Annotated in this window: 18 protein-coding genes; 10 read left to right on the plus strand and 8 right to left on the minus strand. The window is 43.3% G+C overall.

Features of this window, described 5'->3' with window-relative positions; all coding sequences use genetic code 11:
- Positions 1-147: 147 nt before the first annotated feature.
- The 3 genes from QF117_RS00385 (at position 148) to QF117_RS00395 (ending at position 2604) form a co-directional block, all read left to right on the plus strand.
- Positions 148-516 (plus strand): DUF3302 domain-containing protein, encoded by a 369-nt coding sequence (locus QF117_RS00385; RefSeq protein WP_282385449.1) that lies wholly within the window; start codon positions 148-150, stop codon positions 514-516.
- Complete coding sequence (locus QF117_RS00390; RefSeq protein WP_282385451.1) at positions 516-1646, plus strand: HlyD family secretion protein; 1131 nt, start codon at positions 516-518, stop codon at positions 1644-1646. Before QF117_RS00385 ends, QF117_RS00390 begins: the two co-directional genes overlap by 1 nt.
- Positions 1647-1734: 88 nt before the next feature.
- The gene (locus QF117_RS00395; RefSeq protein WP_282385453.1) at positions 1735-2604 is read left to right on the plus strand and encodes a glycerol kinase; all 870 of its coding nucleotides are present in this window, start codon (positions 1735-1737) and stop codon (positions 2602-2604) included.
- A 70-nt stretch (positions 2605-2674) separates the two neighbouring features.
- Here the strand turns inward: QF117_RS00395 and QF117_RS00400 are convergent, their stop codons facing one another.
- The 6 genes from QF117_RS00400 to QF117_RS00425 form a co-directional block, all read right to left on the minus strand.
- Positions 2675-3109, minus strand: coding sequence for a YccF domain-containing protein (locus QF117_RS00400; RefSeq protein WP_282385456.1), 435 nt, complete (start codon positions 3107-3109; stop codon positions 2675-2677).
- Positions 3110-3111: 2 nt separating this feature from the next.
- The gene (locus QF117_RS00405; protein ID WP_282385458.1) at positions 3112-3411 is read right to left on the minus strand and encodes an antibiotic biosynthesis monooxygenase; all 300 of its coding nucleotides are present in this window, start codon (positions 3409-3411) and stop codon (positions 3112-3114) included.
- Positions 3412-3448: 37 nt separating this feature from the next.
- On the minus strand, positions 3449-4135 hold the full coding sequence (locus tag QF117_RS00410) for a sulfite exporter TauE/SafE family protein (protein WP_282386173.1): 687 nt from the start codon (positions 4133-4135) through the stop codon (positions 3449-3451).
- A gap of 230 nt (positions 4136-4365) precedes the next feature.
- Complete coding sequence (locus QF117_RS00415) at positions 4366-5577, minus strand: MFS transporter (protein ID WP_282385460.1); 1212 nt, start codon at positions 5575-5577, stop codon at positions 4366-4368.
- 23 nt (positions 5578-5600) lie between these two features.
- Complete coding sequence (locus QF117_RS00420) at positions 5601-5789, minus strand: hypothetical protein (RefSeq protein ID WP_282385461.1); 189 nt, start codon at positions 5787-5789, stop codon at positions 5601-5603.
- 229 nt (positions 5790-6018) lie between these two features.
- Positions 6019-6453, minus strand: coding sequence for a rhodanese-like domain-containing protein (locus QF117_RS00425; RefSeq protein WP_282385463.1), 435 nt, complete (start codon positions 6451-6453; stop codon positions 6019-6021).
- A 122-nt stretch (positions 6454-6575) separates the two neighbouring features.
- On the opposite strand from QF117_RS00425, the gene QF117_RS00430 reads away from it, so the two are divergent.
- The 3 genes from QF117_RS00430 to QF117_RS00440 all read left to right on the plus strand — a co-directional run bounded on the left by QF117_RS00430 (position 6576) and on the right by QF117_RS00440 (position 9242).
- Positions 6576-7562, plus strand: coding sequence for a helix-turn-helix domain-containing protein (locus QF117_RS00430; protein WP_282385464.1), 987 nt, complete (start codon positions 6576-6578; stop codon positions 7560-7562).
- A 117-nt stretch (positions 7563-7679) separates the two neighbouring features.
- A complete protein-coding gene (locus QF117_RS00435; protein ID WP_282385466.1) occupies positions 7680-8681 on the plus strand; it encodes an endonuclease/exonuclease/phosphatase family protein in 1002 nt (333 codons plus the stop codon).
- Between the two features lie 66 nt (positions 8682-8747).
- Complete coding sequence (locus tag QF117_RS00440) at positions 8748-9242, plus strand: GNAT family N-acetyltransferase (protein WP_282386174.1); 495 nt, start codon at positions 8748-8750, stop codon at positions 9240-9242.
- Between the two features lie 57 nt (positions 9243-9299).
- Here QF117_RS00440 and QF117_RS00445 read toward each other — a convergent pair whose 3' ends face one another.
- Positions 9300-10271, minus strand: coding sequence for a phosphotransferase (locus tag QF117_RS00445; RefSeq protein ID WP_282385468.1), 972 nt, complete (start codon positions 10269-10271; stop codon positions 9300-9302).
- A gap of 12 nt (positions 10272-10283) precedes the next feature.
- Positions 10284-11510 (minus strand): sodium/glutamate symporter, encoded by a 1227-nt coding sequence (gene gltS / locus QF117_RS00450; RefSeq protein ID WP_282385470.1) that lies wholly within the window; start codon positions 11508-11510, stop codon positions 10284-10286.
- Between the two features lie 700 nt (positions 11511-12210).
- Here gltS and QF117_RS00455 point away from each other — a divergent pair.
- The 4 genes from QF117_RS00455 (at position 12211) to QF117_RS00470 (ending at position 15034) form a co-directional block, all read left to right on the plus strand.
- A complete protein-coding gene (locus tag QF117_RS00455) occupies positions 12211-13131 on the plus strand; it encodes a DUF368 domain-containing protein (protein WP_282385472.1) in 921 nt (306 codons plus the stop codon).
- Positions 13132-13349: 218 nt separating this feature from the next.
- A complete protein-coding gene (locus QF117_RS00460; protein ID WP_282385474.1) occupies positions 13350-13778 on the plus strand; it encodes a hypothetical protein in 429 nt (142 codons plus the stop codon).
- Positions 13775-14419 carry an SCO family protein gene (locus QF117_RS00465; RefSeq protein ID WP_282385476.1) on the plus strand — a complete coding sequence of 215 codons (645 nt, stop codon included), beginning with the start codon at positions 13775-13777 and terminating at the stop codon, positions 14417-14419. Before QF117_RS00460 ends, QF117_RS00465 begins: the two co-directional genes overlap by 4 nt.
- A gap of 129 nt (positions 14420-14548) precedes the next feature.
- A complete protein-coding gene (locus tag QF117_RS00470) occupies positions 14549-15034 on the plus strand; it encodes a copper chaperone PCu(A)C (RefSeq protein WP_282385477.1) in 486 nt (161 codons plus the stop codon).
- Positions 15035-15237: the final 203 nt, after the last annotated feature.

Raw genomic sequence — 15237 nt, forward strand, 5'->3', positions numbered from 1 at the left:
GTAACTCATTGCTATTTACAGAAAAAAAACACCACGCTTGACCAAATAATCGATTTTTACCTATACATTCAAACTCAACTTACATATCTTTTACATTAAGCACTGAAAGCTCACATACGTTAGCATTTTAGATAAAAGGAAGTATTTATGTTTCTCGATTATTTGGCCCTTGGCCTACTTATATTTGTCGCATTAGTTATCTTTTACGGGATTATTGTCATTCACGACATTCCGTACGAGATAGCAAAAGACAGAGAGCACCCTCATCAAGATGCGATTCATTACGCAGGCTGGGTCAGTCTCTTTACCCTCCACGCTATCTGGCCTTTCTTATGGATATGGGCAACGTTATGGCGAAAAGAGCGAGGTTGGGGATTCAGTAAGCTTGAAGCAGAACAACATGACATTCATAACCGAGTGGATCAACTCGTCGATCAAATCGAGCAGCTTAGAAGTGAAGTTTCGAGCCTAAAGTCAGAATCAAATCAAGCCAATCCAAGTCAGGAGGACAAATAATGGATTTACTATTAATTCTTACTTACACCGCCTTCTGTATCGCGATTTTCAAGATCTTTAAAATCCCACTGAATAAATGGACGGTACCCACTGCGGTACTAGGTGGCGTTGTGTTGATTGGTACGTTGATTTTATTGATGAACTATAACCACCCATTCACACAAATTGGTAATCAAGTCTACTCAACGACCCCGATCGTATCTGGTGTTAGAGGTCGCGTCATCGAAGTACCTGTAGAGCCCAATAAACCATTACGCCAAGGCGATGTGCTGTTTAAAATTGATCCCATTCCGTTCCAAGCGGAAGTGGCTAAACTCAAAGCGAAAATCAAGGAAGCCAGCCAGGATGCACTTGGATTAGAGTCTGGTGTAGGAGAAGCGGAATCTGCACGTTTAAAAGCCATCGCTGAACGCGACAAAGCACAACGTGAGTTTGACCGTTACCAACGAGGCTTCGACAAAGGTGCCTTTACAGAGCAACAACTTGATACCAGACGTCAGGCATTTAAAGCAAGCCAAGCCGCTTTAGAAGTCGCTGAAGCTCAGGTTGAGCAAGCACAAATTGCCTTAGAATCAGAGATTGATGGTGAAAATACCGCTGTAGCAGGTTTGCTGGCCGACCTGAGGAAGGCAGAATTTAATCTAGAGCAAACGGTCGTCACCGCGCCCACTGACGGATATGCCACACAACTTGCGCTAAGACCGGGCGTCATGGCAGTTCCTCTGCCACTGGCTCCTGTTATGACCTTCATTCACTCCGAAGAGAAGATCTACACAGCGGCTTTTCGCCAAAACTCGTTACAACGTCTCAAACCAGGGTACGAGGCTGAGTTCCTGTTCAGAGCCTTACCAGGGCGCGTGTTTAAAGGAGAGGTAATCGAGGCTCTTCCAGCCATTGGCGAGGCTCAGTTCCAAGCTCGAGGTGCACTCCTAGGGACAGACGCACTTCGGACCAACGGGCGAGTTCTGATTACTTTACGCATTAACGATGATCTATCTGAGTATCACTTGCCGCTGGGTACTGCAGTTGAAGTTGCCGTCTATTCTGATAGCTTCACTCACGTATCCATCATGCGTAAAATATTGATTCGCATGAAAAGTTGGCAAAACTACTTATACTTAGATCACTAGTGAGACAATAAAAAGACAATGGCGAGGCTCATCATCATTTTTGAGTTCTCGCCTTTTCAATATCCCACCGTCATTCAGAGGTCCTGCATTGAGTAACCATAAACTGTCTACTTCTGCGCTGGCAAAAATAAGAGACATAGATTCTAAACAGCTCTTTGCTGACCTTAAAAAATCAGGCTATATCAATCGTTTTGAAGATAAATGGGTGGTGACTCAGATTGGTGCTAAATTTGGTGGTGAGTACTTTCATCACCCTAAATTTGGTGATTACATTGTCTGGCCCGCTCATCTACTGATTGATATGGACCGCTATTCCGGTGAGGCTATGTCCTCTACCGACATCGGCATGACATTCAATCTTAGCGCGAAAAAAATCAATCAGTTGCTCGCCGAACTGGGCTGGATCACTAGAACAGAACGGGGCTGGAGTGCAACCCGATCTGGAGCCTGCGTTGGTGCAATTCAAAAAGAAAATGCGTCTTCAAAGCAAAGCTTTGTTCTTTGGCATGACTCTATTGCAAACAACAAGCATTTAAAACAGTCGGTTATAGAGTTCCTTGGGCAAGAGGCGTCGGCACACTCTACCGATAAGTCACTCTTCAATTTCCGACAAAAATTTGAAGCCAAACACCGAACTTTAGATGGCCACTATGTCTGTTCTGTCGGAGAGCTGCGAATTGATAACTGGCTTTATATGAACGGTATACCTCACGCCTATCAGCGCCAATTACCGATTGAAGACAATGCCCTAAGTGACTTTTATCTTCCAACAGGCAATGTCTATTTGCAATATTGGGGAACTGATTCAGGCCCTGCAGAACAAGAGCACATAGCCCAAACCAAAACCCTCTACGAGCAGCACCAACTGAACTTGATCGAGATTTTCCCAAGCGACAGTGACCAGTTAGATGAAGTGCTGCCAAGAAAGCTTAGAGAGTATGGGATCAAAGGCTATTAACTCTATAGTCTGATCATTGTGCGATGACGTTCTAATAAGTACTTTCTCGTCCGTACTTTCTGATACGATCTTACGAACGATATGATGAATATTTCGCCGCAGCGGCTTCTTCTTTAGACACCACCATTTGCCCAATTGGCGCAAGCGAAATCAGTGCCAACTTCAAATGCTGTAGCGCAAACGGAATACCAATAATAGTAATAAAACAAGCCACTGCCGAAAGAATATGCCCAATGGCTAACCAAACACCGGCCAGTAAAAACCAAATGACGTTACCGACAAACCCAAATGCACCGGTGCCAATGTCTTCTTTATTCGTGAGCTCATCCCGTGCGATCGCTTCTTGGCCAAATGGAAAAAATGAAAAATTCCCCATCACGAAACAAGCTCGTCCCCAAGGAATGCCAACAATACTAATAAAAGCTAATAAACCAAACATCCACCACATTAGCCCCATAAAAACACCGCCGAACAGAAACCAAATGATATTACCTAATGTACGCATAACTACCTCGATGAAAAAACCGGCTCATAGTGCTCGACAGTTGGAAACGGATCATAGAAATGATGCAGTAACGCTTTCCATTCCTGATACTGCTCCGATTCTCTAAAACCTTCAGTGTGAGCCTGCAATGTTTGCCAATTTACGATTAAAATAAAACGATTAGGATCTTCAATACACCGCTGTAATTGATGATCGATATACCCATCCATTCCTGAAATAATGGCTTGGGCCTTTCTGAATGCTTGTTGAAACTCCTCGACAAGCAGCGGCTTCACATCTAAAACAGCCACTTCCATTATCATAGTGTTGCTTTCCTTAACTCAATATGAACTTAAATGATTAAAACGCTTGCCACACTGCGGTTACTCCACTCACAGAGCACAATACCAAGGCACCAGCACGTATTATTTCTTTGGGTAAGGTTTGTGTCGTGGCAATAGCCAATCTATAGCCGATCCAAGATGCAGGAATCAACGGAATCGTAATCCACAAATGATGTGTATTCAAAAATCCGGCTGGAATCTGAATAATGAGTGAAATAAGAGAACTGAACACGAAGAAGGCAGATAAATTGCCGCGAAGCTGATTGGCCTCCTGATGCTGAAGCAACAGTGCCATTGGAGGGCCTCCGATAGAGGAACTCGTACCAAAGAATCCAGAAAAGAAACCCGCAATACCCATGCGCATTGGCGTGGGTTCAATACGATAGGGGAGTAAACTCACAGCAACCGCAAATAGAACCAGAAAGCCCAGCCAAAGGGCCAACACATCCGTCGAAACCATAACCAGAAGAAACCCACCAGCAATCGAACCCGGAACACGCCCAATCAATGCCATTTTGAGGCCACCTATAGATACGCTGGCGCGATGTTTTCGTGCATTAAGGATAGAGATAAACAGTGCCACTAAACATATTGGCGCAGGTACATAATCTGGAGAGATCAAAAATAACAAAGGCGCTGCAACAATAGCCAGTCCAAAACCAATCGCCGTTTGAACGAAAGAGCCTAAAAAAATCAGAAACATTGCAATTAACGCGGGGGTAGTTATCCATTCGGACACGACACAATTCCTTACACCTAGATACCAAGCCTCATCATAATCTATCTATATGAAAATCATATAACTAAATCAAAACGGCTAAATCAAAACGGCCAAACAATTAAAGCTAGAAACAAATACGGCTAGAAATAAAAACCCACCGTAATAGCTGATGGGTTTATCGACAATAACAGGAGCAACAACAATTCAGATATTTAGTTCTGAGCAACCAATCTTGCCACTGGCTTATCGTTAATAGGCAAGTGTATCAATGCTGCAATAATAAAAGCCAATGCTACCGTGGACCACCAAATAGGGTCATAAGAGCCATAGTAGTCATAGATAAGCCCACCAACCCAAGCCCCTAGAAAGCTCCCGACTTGATGGGTAAAAAAGACAAGCCCATACAATGTCGACAAGTAACGAGCGCCAAAGATCTGCCTAACAAGTCCAGAAGTCAAAGGGACGGTTCCAAGCCAGCAGAATCCGATCGCCGCACCAAAAATTGCAGCCGTATGTTCGGTAATCGGTAGAGTCACAAACGCGCCAATAACAAGCGTGCGCATAAAATACAAAGCAGCCATCACATGACGTTTATTAAAACGATCCCCCATGACTCCCCAAAAATAGGATCCAAAAATATTAAATATGCCCACATACGCTAACGCCATGGCTGCGCTTGAGGCTGGCAAATTTTTGTCTGCCAAATAGCTTGGTAAATGCGTCGCGATAAACATGACATGAAAGCCACAAACAAAGAAACCTGCATGAATGAGCCAGTAACCTTTATGTGAGAAAGCTTCATTCAGTGCTTGTTTTAGGGTTTGATTCTCTTCTGAGTTCGATGCCAAATTAGGGGCAGGCTTAGCGGTTTTCATGAACATTGCAAAGGCAATCATGACCGTACAGAGTAACGCAAATACCTGCATTGCTCCTTGCCAATCGAAATGCGCAATGAATGTTTGAGCACCAGGGATGAGTGCAAACATACCAAACGATCCAGCCGCGGTTGTTAATCCAAAAGCTTTAGCCGCATGCTGAGCCGGTACTACTTTAGCAACCGCACCTAGCACTATCACATAGCTGGTCGCACTTAAACCTAGACCTACTAAAATCCCCAAAGACAGATAAAGCATGCTCGGATCGACAGCGATGGATGTTAAGTACAAGCCTGCCGAATAAGAGATGGCCCCCAGTATGATAATCCGCTTGGGTCCCCATTTATCCGCCGCCATGCCTACAAATGGCTGAAACACGCCAAACAAAAGGTTTTGAAGGGCAATGGCAAAGCTAAAAAACTCGCGCCCTGTCCCGAAGTAATCCGAGATAGGCATCATAAAGATACCGAAAGACTGCCTTATCCCTAGGCAAACAACTAAGATGCCAATCCCTAGCCATACTAAAAGTGGAAATCGAAAAATGCTCATAGACTCGTCTTACTCAATGTTAATTAATGGTGGTGAGAATGGTTGATGTCACCCGTTTGTTGATGACACCCGCTGTTAATTGCTTGCTCAGCTAACAGCGTTAAAAGTCGTGGGGTGTTGTGAACCACCACTAACGATAGAGACAGCAATAACACCATCCTTGCAAGTTGAGCCAAAATAGATTGTGAAAACCAAAGAGACTTAAAAGACATCTCGCTCACCAGTGATATCAGGGTTAAAAAATCAGCGCGAAGTGTAGTGACTATTCCCAAATGACGCCAATGACATTTTGGTACAAGGGCCATGCATAATTTGCATACCTGTTTTATTCGATGCTATCGAGTTCACTCTTCACGCCAAGGCTATTCAAATCGAGTTTGAAGTCCGTTCTAAATAAAACACACAAGTGCTATTTAGCATCGGTTCCTACTCATCACTCAATCATTCTTTCTCTTGCTTCTCTTGCTTCTCTGACTGGTGAGGCGTTGCGATAAGTTTAAAGCCTTCATCTAACCACCCAGTGACACCGCCGATCATCTTCTTAACGGGCCTTCCTAACTTGGCTAATCGAATCGCTGCTTTTTCAGTGCCATTACAGTGAGGGCCAGCACAGTACACTACAAACAATGTCTCAGCAGGAAACTCATTCAGTCTCTTTTCATTTATTCTCGTGTGGGGAATATTAATCGCACCATCAATATGGCCTTGATCAAATAGATTTTCCCCTCTCACATCGACGAGTACAAAGTCTTGACGATCATTCGTTGTCGCGTGGTGAACATCCCAGCAATCGGTTTCAAATCTTAGTAATAACTCAAAATGGTTTAATGCCGCTTGGCTATCTGCCGCCTGAATTCTTGAAACTGCACTTGTCATAACGATTCCCTATTCATGTTTGTCCTGGGGTTATTATCAACGGCACTACCCAACAAAAACATTGGCTCAAAAGACAATATGCGTTAATAATAAGCCATACTATTCAAGAATGATGACCAAAGATGACGATGATTAAGGTGGCAATACTGTCTCATGCGGATGTTTCTCTGTTTGAATTGGCTTGTGCCGTAGAGCTTTTTGCTCTTCCAAGGCCAGAATTTGATGATTGGTATCAAGCCGACGTTATTAATCTCGATAACGAACCAATCACAAGTACTGCTCATATTGGCCTCTCAACTCAGTTTGTCCCATCCATTGACAAATATGACGTCCTCATTATTCCTAGCTGGCCGACGATGGAGAAAACCGTACCGTCGATAATACGAGCACAAGTGAGCCAGTTTCACGCGAGGGGTAAGCGAATTCTTTCTTTCTGCTCTGGGGCTTTTTTATTGGCTGAGCTAGGTATTCTTAACGGCAGAAAAGCCACGACCCACTGGAAATTTGAATCTTTATTTCGCCATCGTTTTCCTCATATTCAATACGCAGCCAATGTTTTGTACTTGTTTGACGGAAATGTTGGGTGTTCAGCCGGAAGTGCTGCGGGGTTAGATCTTGGGCTCGCAGTGATTAGAAGTGACTATGGCTATGAAGTGGCAAATCAAGTGGCGAAGCGGTTGGTTGTTTCCGGACATAGGCAAGGGGGTCAATCTCAATTTGTTGAAACGCCAATGCTCGAGGTGCCAAACCAGTTTTCACACGCACTCGCATGGGCGCAAGATAACCTCGATAAATCGATCTCAATTGATGAACTGGCCACCAAAGCAAACATGTCTCGCCGTACCTTTGATAGAAAGTTTAGAGGTTGCTTTGATTTGTCACCAAAAGAGTGGATCATTTGTCAACGTATTGAACGTGCGAAGGGGCTTCTTGAAAGCAGTAATATGACCATTGAACGGCTGTCACAAGCGTCTGGTTTTGATACATCAATGACAATGCGGCATCACTTTCGACAGTTGGTTGGTGTTTCTCCCAAAGTGTACCGACAGCAATTTTTCCAAAATTCAGGCGCTGGTGCTACTCACACCGATGAATCTTTTGCAAAGTAATGCTTCTCAACAAAGCCAGAAAACCGTAGTGAGTACTTACTGAAATCACAGAGTATCACGACAAAGAAGAAAAACCGTGTCACACTCTTTATAACCCCTACATTTAAGGAACACCCTTTGGCGAGCTCTGAGCGGCATATAAAAGTCTGTACGATTAATCTGTTTAACTACGTAGATCCACCGAATGCGTTTTATGATTTTGCGAACATCTATACAAAAGAAGAATGGGCAATTAAAACCCGCTGGTTAAGCCAAACCATCACCGAAATCGATGCGGATATCATCGGCTTTCAGGAAGTATTCAGTATTGATTCACTAAGAAAAATGGTGCATTTGCTTGGCTACCCCCATTTTGTCACCGTGGATACGCCAGAGGTTGAGCAAGATTACATATACTCAAATCCTGTTGTGGCACTTGCATCACGACACCCAATCAGCCAAACCCTCTCTATTGACTCATCATCAGCTATTGCTCGTTCCCAAAGTAGTTTTGAATTTAATCGCACTCCAATTCATGCTGTTGTCGACATACCACAATTAGGTCCCATCGATGTTTATGTGGTGCATTTAAAATCTCAACGTCCGACTGAACTCGACAGTCAACCTGACGAAGAGCGACATGAGGAACAATCGACTAGCGAACGTTGGTTACTCGAAAATCAAGGTAAATGGCTGTCAACGGTTCAGCGTGGTATGGAAGTCCACGTTCTTCATCACCATATGATTGAAACTAAAAAGCAGAATGGACGGCCATGCTTACTCATGGGTGATTTTAATCAATCACTGCAAAGTAACGAATTTCATTGCTTAACATCAAGACACCTCTTTCGTCTTAAAGAATCAGAAACGGCCTTATCGGCTTTCCACCTTCATAACAGCCGAGATCTGGTCCTTGAACAAACAGAAAGTCCATCAACACCCACCTACTATGTCGGGGCACAAGGAAAAGAACTGGACTATATTCTGCTGTCCAACGAATTCTCTGATTGCTCAAATCAAGCCCGTGCGATCGTCACCGACTATCAGGTCATCGACTCACATTTAGTCAACCCACGCTACGGCCATGACCACATAAGTACCGATCATGGAATCGTAACGGTAAATATTTCAATTATTTAATTCAAAATGCACGCTGTTTGTGGTTTAAATATGGGAATAGCCACTGACCCAATGGAGCAATATCAGATGGACATCATAGTCAGACCCACTCGAGTCGAAGACGCGGCGGCGGTATGTCACGTTTATTCCCAATACCGATCTCAACGCGAAACCTTACAACTGCCCAACCCTTCTGCAGATATGTGGGAAAACCGTTTACAGAACATCCCGACAGGCGTTTACTCCTTCGTGGCCGAAGTGGATGGGAAAGTGGTGGGTAATATTGGTTTCGAACACGCACAAAACCCCCGCCGATCGCACTGTGGCAGTTTTGGTTTAGGGGTTCACGATGAATACCAAGGAAAAGGCATCGGCAGCAAACTGATTGAAACAGTACTAGATTTGGCGGATAACTGGCTACAAATAAAACGGGTGCATATCGAGGTTAACGTCGATAATCACAACGCTATCGCCTGTTATAAAAAGTTCGGGTTCAAAATAGAAGGCGAAGCGGAAAACTCGGCCTTTAGGGACGGACACTACGTAAACACTTACTACATGGCAAGAGTGAAAGCCGATTAAGCTAGAGTTTAGGGTGTCGGTTATTATTCGAGTATTCGTCTTGCTCGATGGCTAACCCTACTTAGACTCAGTGAGTTGCTTTAACGCCCTTTCTTTCAACGATTCAGTGTAGTTATTGATCTTCCAATGCCCTGGACTCCAACCTTTAACAAACCGTTGAAAGTCAGCCCAAGCAATCGGAAACAAAGGTCGCCAAGCGGATTCTACAGACTCAGAATCTAAATGGGGTTGATAGAGTGCCAGTGCCGATCTTAAGTAGAAAAAGTACTCATTGAGTACGTCTTTTTCAGCGTCATGACACGCTTTAGGGTCAATGGCACTGCTCATAAACAATGCCACATCCTTCATCGCACACCCTTTTCCGACATATTGAAAATCAACGGCCGCTGCTTGGGTTCCGCAGGCCGTGAAACAAAAATTCGCCAGCTTAGCATCGCCGTGTACTAACGTTTGATAAGGCGCAAGAGTTAAGATTCGATCGATTTTTTTAGCCGCTTGCTTAAGTTCTTCGTCGGCTAATTTCTCTAATTCATCGGGGCGAGTTTGCAAGTGCCAATAGGTTCCCGATGGCCAAAGCCCTTCCCCTTCATGGCCAATGTGTTTTGCGTGAAAGTGAGCTAGCCATTTCAAACTCGCAGATATTTGAGCTTTCGTTGCGACCTCGCTCACCGTGTTAAACCCCACACTGGCGAGATCTTCCATCACTAACACATGTTTCAGATCGTATTGCTCAATATGAATCGGGGACGGAACGTAGCAGAGCAGATCGCATTTCGCCGCGTATTGGCGATACCACTGCATTTCAACGAGATAAGAATGGATCTTTCTTTGATGAGATAACTCCGTATTCCACCCTTTGGGATGACAACTGGGCTTTGGAAGCTCAATGCGTTTAACGATGACACTCTTGTTGTCAGCAGATAGCCTCACCAGCTCACCATACCCACCCCAAAGTGGCTGAATGATGCTCACTTTAATGGGAAGGGTAAGATCCAGTATCGCTGCTAATTGAGAATAATCTGGCGTCACATTATCTCCATCTTATCCAATAAAGCTGATATAGCTTTGTAAAATAATCAGGTTAACAATATCAATAAAGAAAGCACCGACAATAGGCACCACCATAAATGCCTGTGGCGATGGGCCAAACTTATTCACTAAAGACCCCATGTTCATGACCGCAGTCGGTGTTGCCCCTAGACCAAAACCACAATGCCCTCCAGCAATGACCGCTGCATCATAATTCGAACCCATGACTTTAAAGGTAATGAAGTAAGAAAATAATCCCAGAACCACCGATTGAACGGCCAAAATAGTGAGAAAGGGAATCGCTAAGTCGAAGATATTCCACAATTTCAAACTCATCAATGCCATGGCTAAGAATAGAGACAGTGAGACAGTACCCAAAATGTCGACCGTTTCAGAATCAACCTTATGTACTTTTGTCACTTCCAGTATATTCGTGATAAACACACCGATAAATAACGCATATACAAAGTCTGGGATCATCAGCCAACCAATGTTAAATGAACTTACCCATTGCTCTAAATACGTTGAGCCAGTAACACAAATCAGGAGGATAAACAGAACTTCAATGACCTTTTTGGCGGTTACTTTATCTTCTTCATATTCGTTATAGGTGACTAATTCTGGGAAGCGTTCATGGGTGTTGATGCCGCTGCCATATTCAGATTCAAGGTCGTTTTTGGATATCAGCTTCTGTGCAACAGGGCTGCCTATAATGCCACCAATGATCAAACCAAATGTGGCGGATGCCATTGCTATCTCTAGGGTATTGGCTAAGCCAAAACTATCAGAGAAGGTTTGTGACCAAGCGGCTCCAGTACCATGCCCACCAGACAGTGTGATCGACCCTGCGATTAGGCCCATCAGAGGATCGAGCCCAAAGGTACTCGCAAGTGTCACACCGACGCCGTTTTGAATGATGATATAAACAGATGCGACCGCTAAAAATAGAAAGACTTTCGCTCCACCTTTCATTAATTGGGTGTAATTGGCCGCAAGGCCAACGGTACTAAAAAACATCAACATGAATGTATTTTGCAACGGCAAAGAAAAAGAAAGGCTAATACCTTTGAAGTGCATAATGGTGATACAGATGGCGATGATCAAACCGCCGACAATAGGCTCTGGGATATTAAAGCGTTTTAGAATTGGTAGCTTGGTGTTAACAAAATGGCCTAAAAATAAGACGCTAATTGCGATTAAGAAAGACTCTAGTGGCCCAACTGAAATTAGATGATTCATATAACCTCTTCCGTTGTTTCACTCATCATCCTTAACGAGTAGGAGTTTCCGCGTTGTAAAAAGAATCACATCAACGCATCTCTCTATTTTAGATGAATTTTTCATACTGATTGCCATGATGAGCAACGCCATTTTACTGGTCTGACTGGCGGATACGAGTATCAAACTCGTCGATGTTGATGCTCTCAGAATGAGAATATGGCGTGCATTATTAAACAATTCGCCCCTAATTGTCGAATTTTATGAGAAATCACTGATGGATTGCATTGCGTCTAACACAACTATTGGAGGAATACTGTTACGGATCTTCAGGCAAAAAAATGGCCAATCGCAATAGAGCGATTGGCCGATATAATGTGTGAACAAAAAATTCACTAACAACGTCAGTTGGCTAGGTGACCCTCGGCTTAAGAAGGGTCACAATGTATTAAGCAGTTATCGTGCCAACTTTTAAAACCTCAAAATAGAGCATTTAGATCGCATAAGTCTCCCCTTTTCAGTGCTAATCCAGATTTACCTTTGCATTTTGCAAATGCATTTTGCATAAATGAGCAAAATGCTATACCACCAGTTTCTTATTAATAAAAGACATAGTATTGGCACTTTCTTATCCTGCAATCTTAAACTCACCACTTATTTTCATACTTCTTTTGAGCAAGACTTAGTATACTGCGAGCATCATTTACCACACGTTGTAACAATGAACTATTTCACTACATTTTTGAAAGGTATGGCAATGGGTGCCGCCGATGTCGTTCCGGGCATCTCTGGTGGCACGATCGCATTTATCACCGGTATCTACGACACACTTCTAGAAAGTATTCGCCGAATTAATCCGTCTGCATTAACTCTATGGAAAAAAGAAGGGTTTTCTGCGGCGTTTGCTCATATAAATGGGCTCTTTCTGATCGCATTATTTAGCGGAGTTCTCACCAGTATTGCCACATTGGCAAAATTGATATCTTGGCTATTGATTGAACACCCTATCCCTCTTTGGTCGTTCTTTTTTGGCTTAATCTTAATTTCAATCGTGCATATCGGAAAACAAATAGAGCAACGTTCTCTTTCTCGACTGGCGTTTTTCTTGTTGGGTATCGCAGCGGCCTATAGCATTACCGTGCTTCATCCTCTTGAACTTGAAGTCACCCATTTCAATATACTACTCGCGGGCGCTATCGCTATTTGTGCGATGATTTTACCCGGCATTTCAGGCAGCTTCATTCTCTTGCTGATCGGTATGTATTCACCCGTTCTAACTGCCGTGAAATCATTTCAGGTTGATGTATTAATCTTGTTTCTCAGCGGCTGTGTTATTGGGTTACTCTGCTTTTCACACCTAATCTCTCGCTTATTACATTCATTTAGAGATCTTACCTTGATTTTCTTAACTGGGTTAATGGTGGGTACTTTGCCAAAAATTTGGCCTTGGAAGCAAACACTGTCATGGCGCACTAACTCAAGTGGTGAAAGCGTTCCTTTAGTTGAGCAAAACTTGTCCCCATTTCAGTATGAGACGATCACATCAGAGCCGTCTCAACTATTGCTAGCAATTGTGATGATGTTTTGTGCAATGGGTCTAGTACTCGGACTAGAAAAATTTGCTGAAAATCATGATGTTTAAATGATCGTAGAATCTTGTCCAATTTTTGTCTCTCTTTACCCATTAGAGACAAAGAATAGAGATAACGTACAGTCCATCCTTTAGCATCAGTGACGCCTCGTGTCGGAGCCTTCAATGTTCCGACACGACTGTTAGCACATTTTTATAATTGTCTTAAAATACATATCGCTAAGCATGTTAGTATTCCATTTTCATAACGTATTGAAATGGATATACCCATGCATCCTGCACTAAAAGTTGCAGCTGTTATTGCAGCGCTTGTGATTGGTTTTTTTGCCAATGACCTTCGCCAACTGGCCTCATCTTCAACATCGACATCTTCTATCGATGATTACTGCTTTATTTCGACAGAGCCTTGCCTTCAAGACGGTGTCACCATGAGCCTCGATACTGACACAGTGCAACCACTGGTACCGACAACGCTCACCGTGAAATGGAGCAACCCTCAAACCAAAACTTTAGTCCTAGATTTAGAAGGATTGGAAATGGATATGGGCACGGTAAAATATGTCCTGAATGCAAACGAGGAGAATCTTTTCCAAGTTGATATCCTTTTACCCGTTTGTACCACTGAAAAAATGACGTGGGTTGGAAGTTTAACCGATGGCGATCACTCTGTATCGCCCGCTATAAGGATGGAACGATGAGTAAAAATTGGTCATTAATATTGGTCGTCGCTTTTGTGCTTGGCCTCTCGGTCAATACCTACCTGACAAAACAAGCTGAATCAGATGCTCAAAAGGCCATGGATTCTACAACCGCCAAAACAGAAAACACAAAGAGCCACCCCGATCCGGTTACCTTCCATGGTAAAGACAAACAAGCCATTGATTTATTCGATATCACCGATACCCGAACACGAATCATTTACTTTGGCTTTACCCGCTGCCCTGATGTGTGTCCAACGTCACTCGCCATGCTTGCCGGGGCCATCAACGAATTAGATGAAGCGTCAAAAGAGAGCATTAGACCGGTATTCATATCACTCGATCCTGAAAGGGATTTTGCTGAATCCGCACATCAATATGCGCAGTATTTTCATCCCATGATCGAAGGATTATCTGCCCCTCTTGCGACCACTACAGAGCTGGCACATCACTATGGTGTTATTTTCAGAAAAACGGAGCTTGAAGGTTCTGAGCTTGAATACACGATTGACCACAGCTCATACTTCTATTTCACGGCACCTGATGGGACCTTATTGACCAAAGTTCCACACACGCTCTCTCCAGCTCCCTTAGTGGACGCAATCACGAGAATTGACATCGATAAAAGCCACACTCAATAGAAGCCATATTCAATAAAAATAAAGTTCAATAGAAACAGGCTCCAATGCAAACCGAGTCCAATAGAAACCAAAACAAATAAACAAATAAACAAATAAACAAATAAAAGAAACATAAAAGGAAAACGCCCAATGAAACTGAATGCTCTTCTTCTTTGCAGTCTAATCCTAAGCCCGATCGGTTATGCATCAGCAGAAAAAGTGTCGTCAGACCAGACACCAGAAAGCACACCGATGGATGTTATGGTCCATCACGCCTATGCAAGAGCGACACCTCCTAACGCAGTCAACAGCGCTGTTTTTACACAGTTGATGAATAAAGGAAATACCGACCGCATATTAGTGAGTGCATCAACCAACGCGGCAGGGAAAGTTGAATTGCATGATGTCATTACTGAAGGCGATATGATGAAGATGCGTCAAATTGACGAGATCAAGATACCGGCAAATGATCACGTTGAGCTTAAACCAGGTAGCTTGCACATCATGCTATTTGACCTAAAAGCACCATTAATCGAAGGCGAAGCTATTGAGGTTAACCTGACATTTAAAAATGGTGAGCAACAGGTGTTTACAGCCCCTGTTAAAAAAGTCATGAGTGGCATGAAACACCACTGATCCTACTTTATACAACTCTATCTCCTAGGGAAGCAGAAATGCTTCCCTTTTTTACCTCTTCTATAAATGCCAACCAAACCCCGCGCTAGAATTGATAATCACCAATAATAATTAAAACCACAAAATCAACCGTAATCAGCATTAAATTTTACACTGTTAGCAAAAATGCAATTTTTAACACCAAATTAAAATTATTTATAGAC

Origin of the sequence: Vibrio sp. YMD68, assembly GCF_029958905.1 — a bacterium.
Lineage (GTDB): Bacteria > Pseudomonadota > Gammaproteobacteria > Enterobacterales > Vibrionaceae > Vibrio.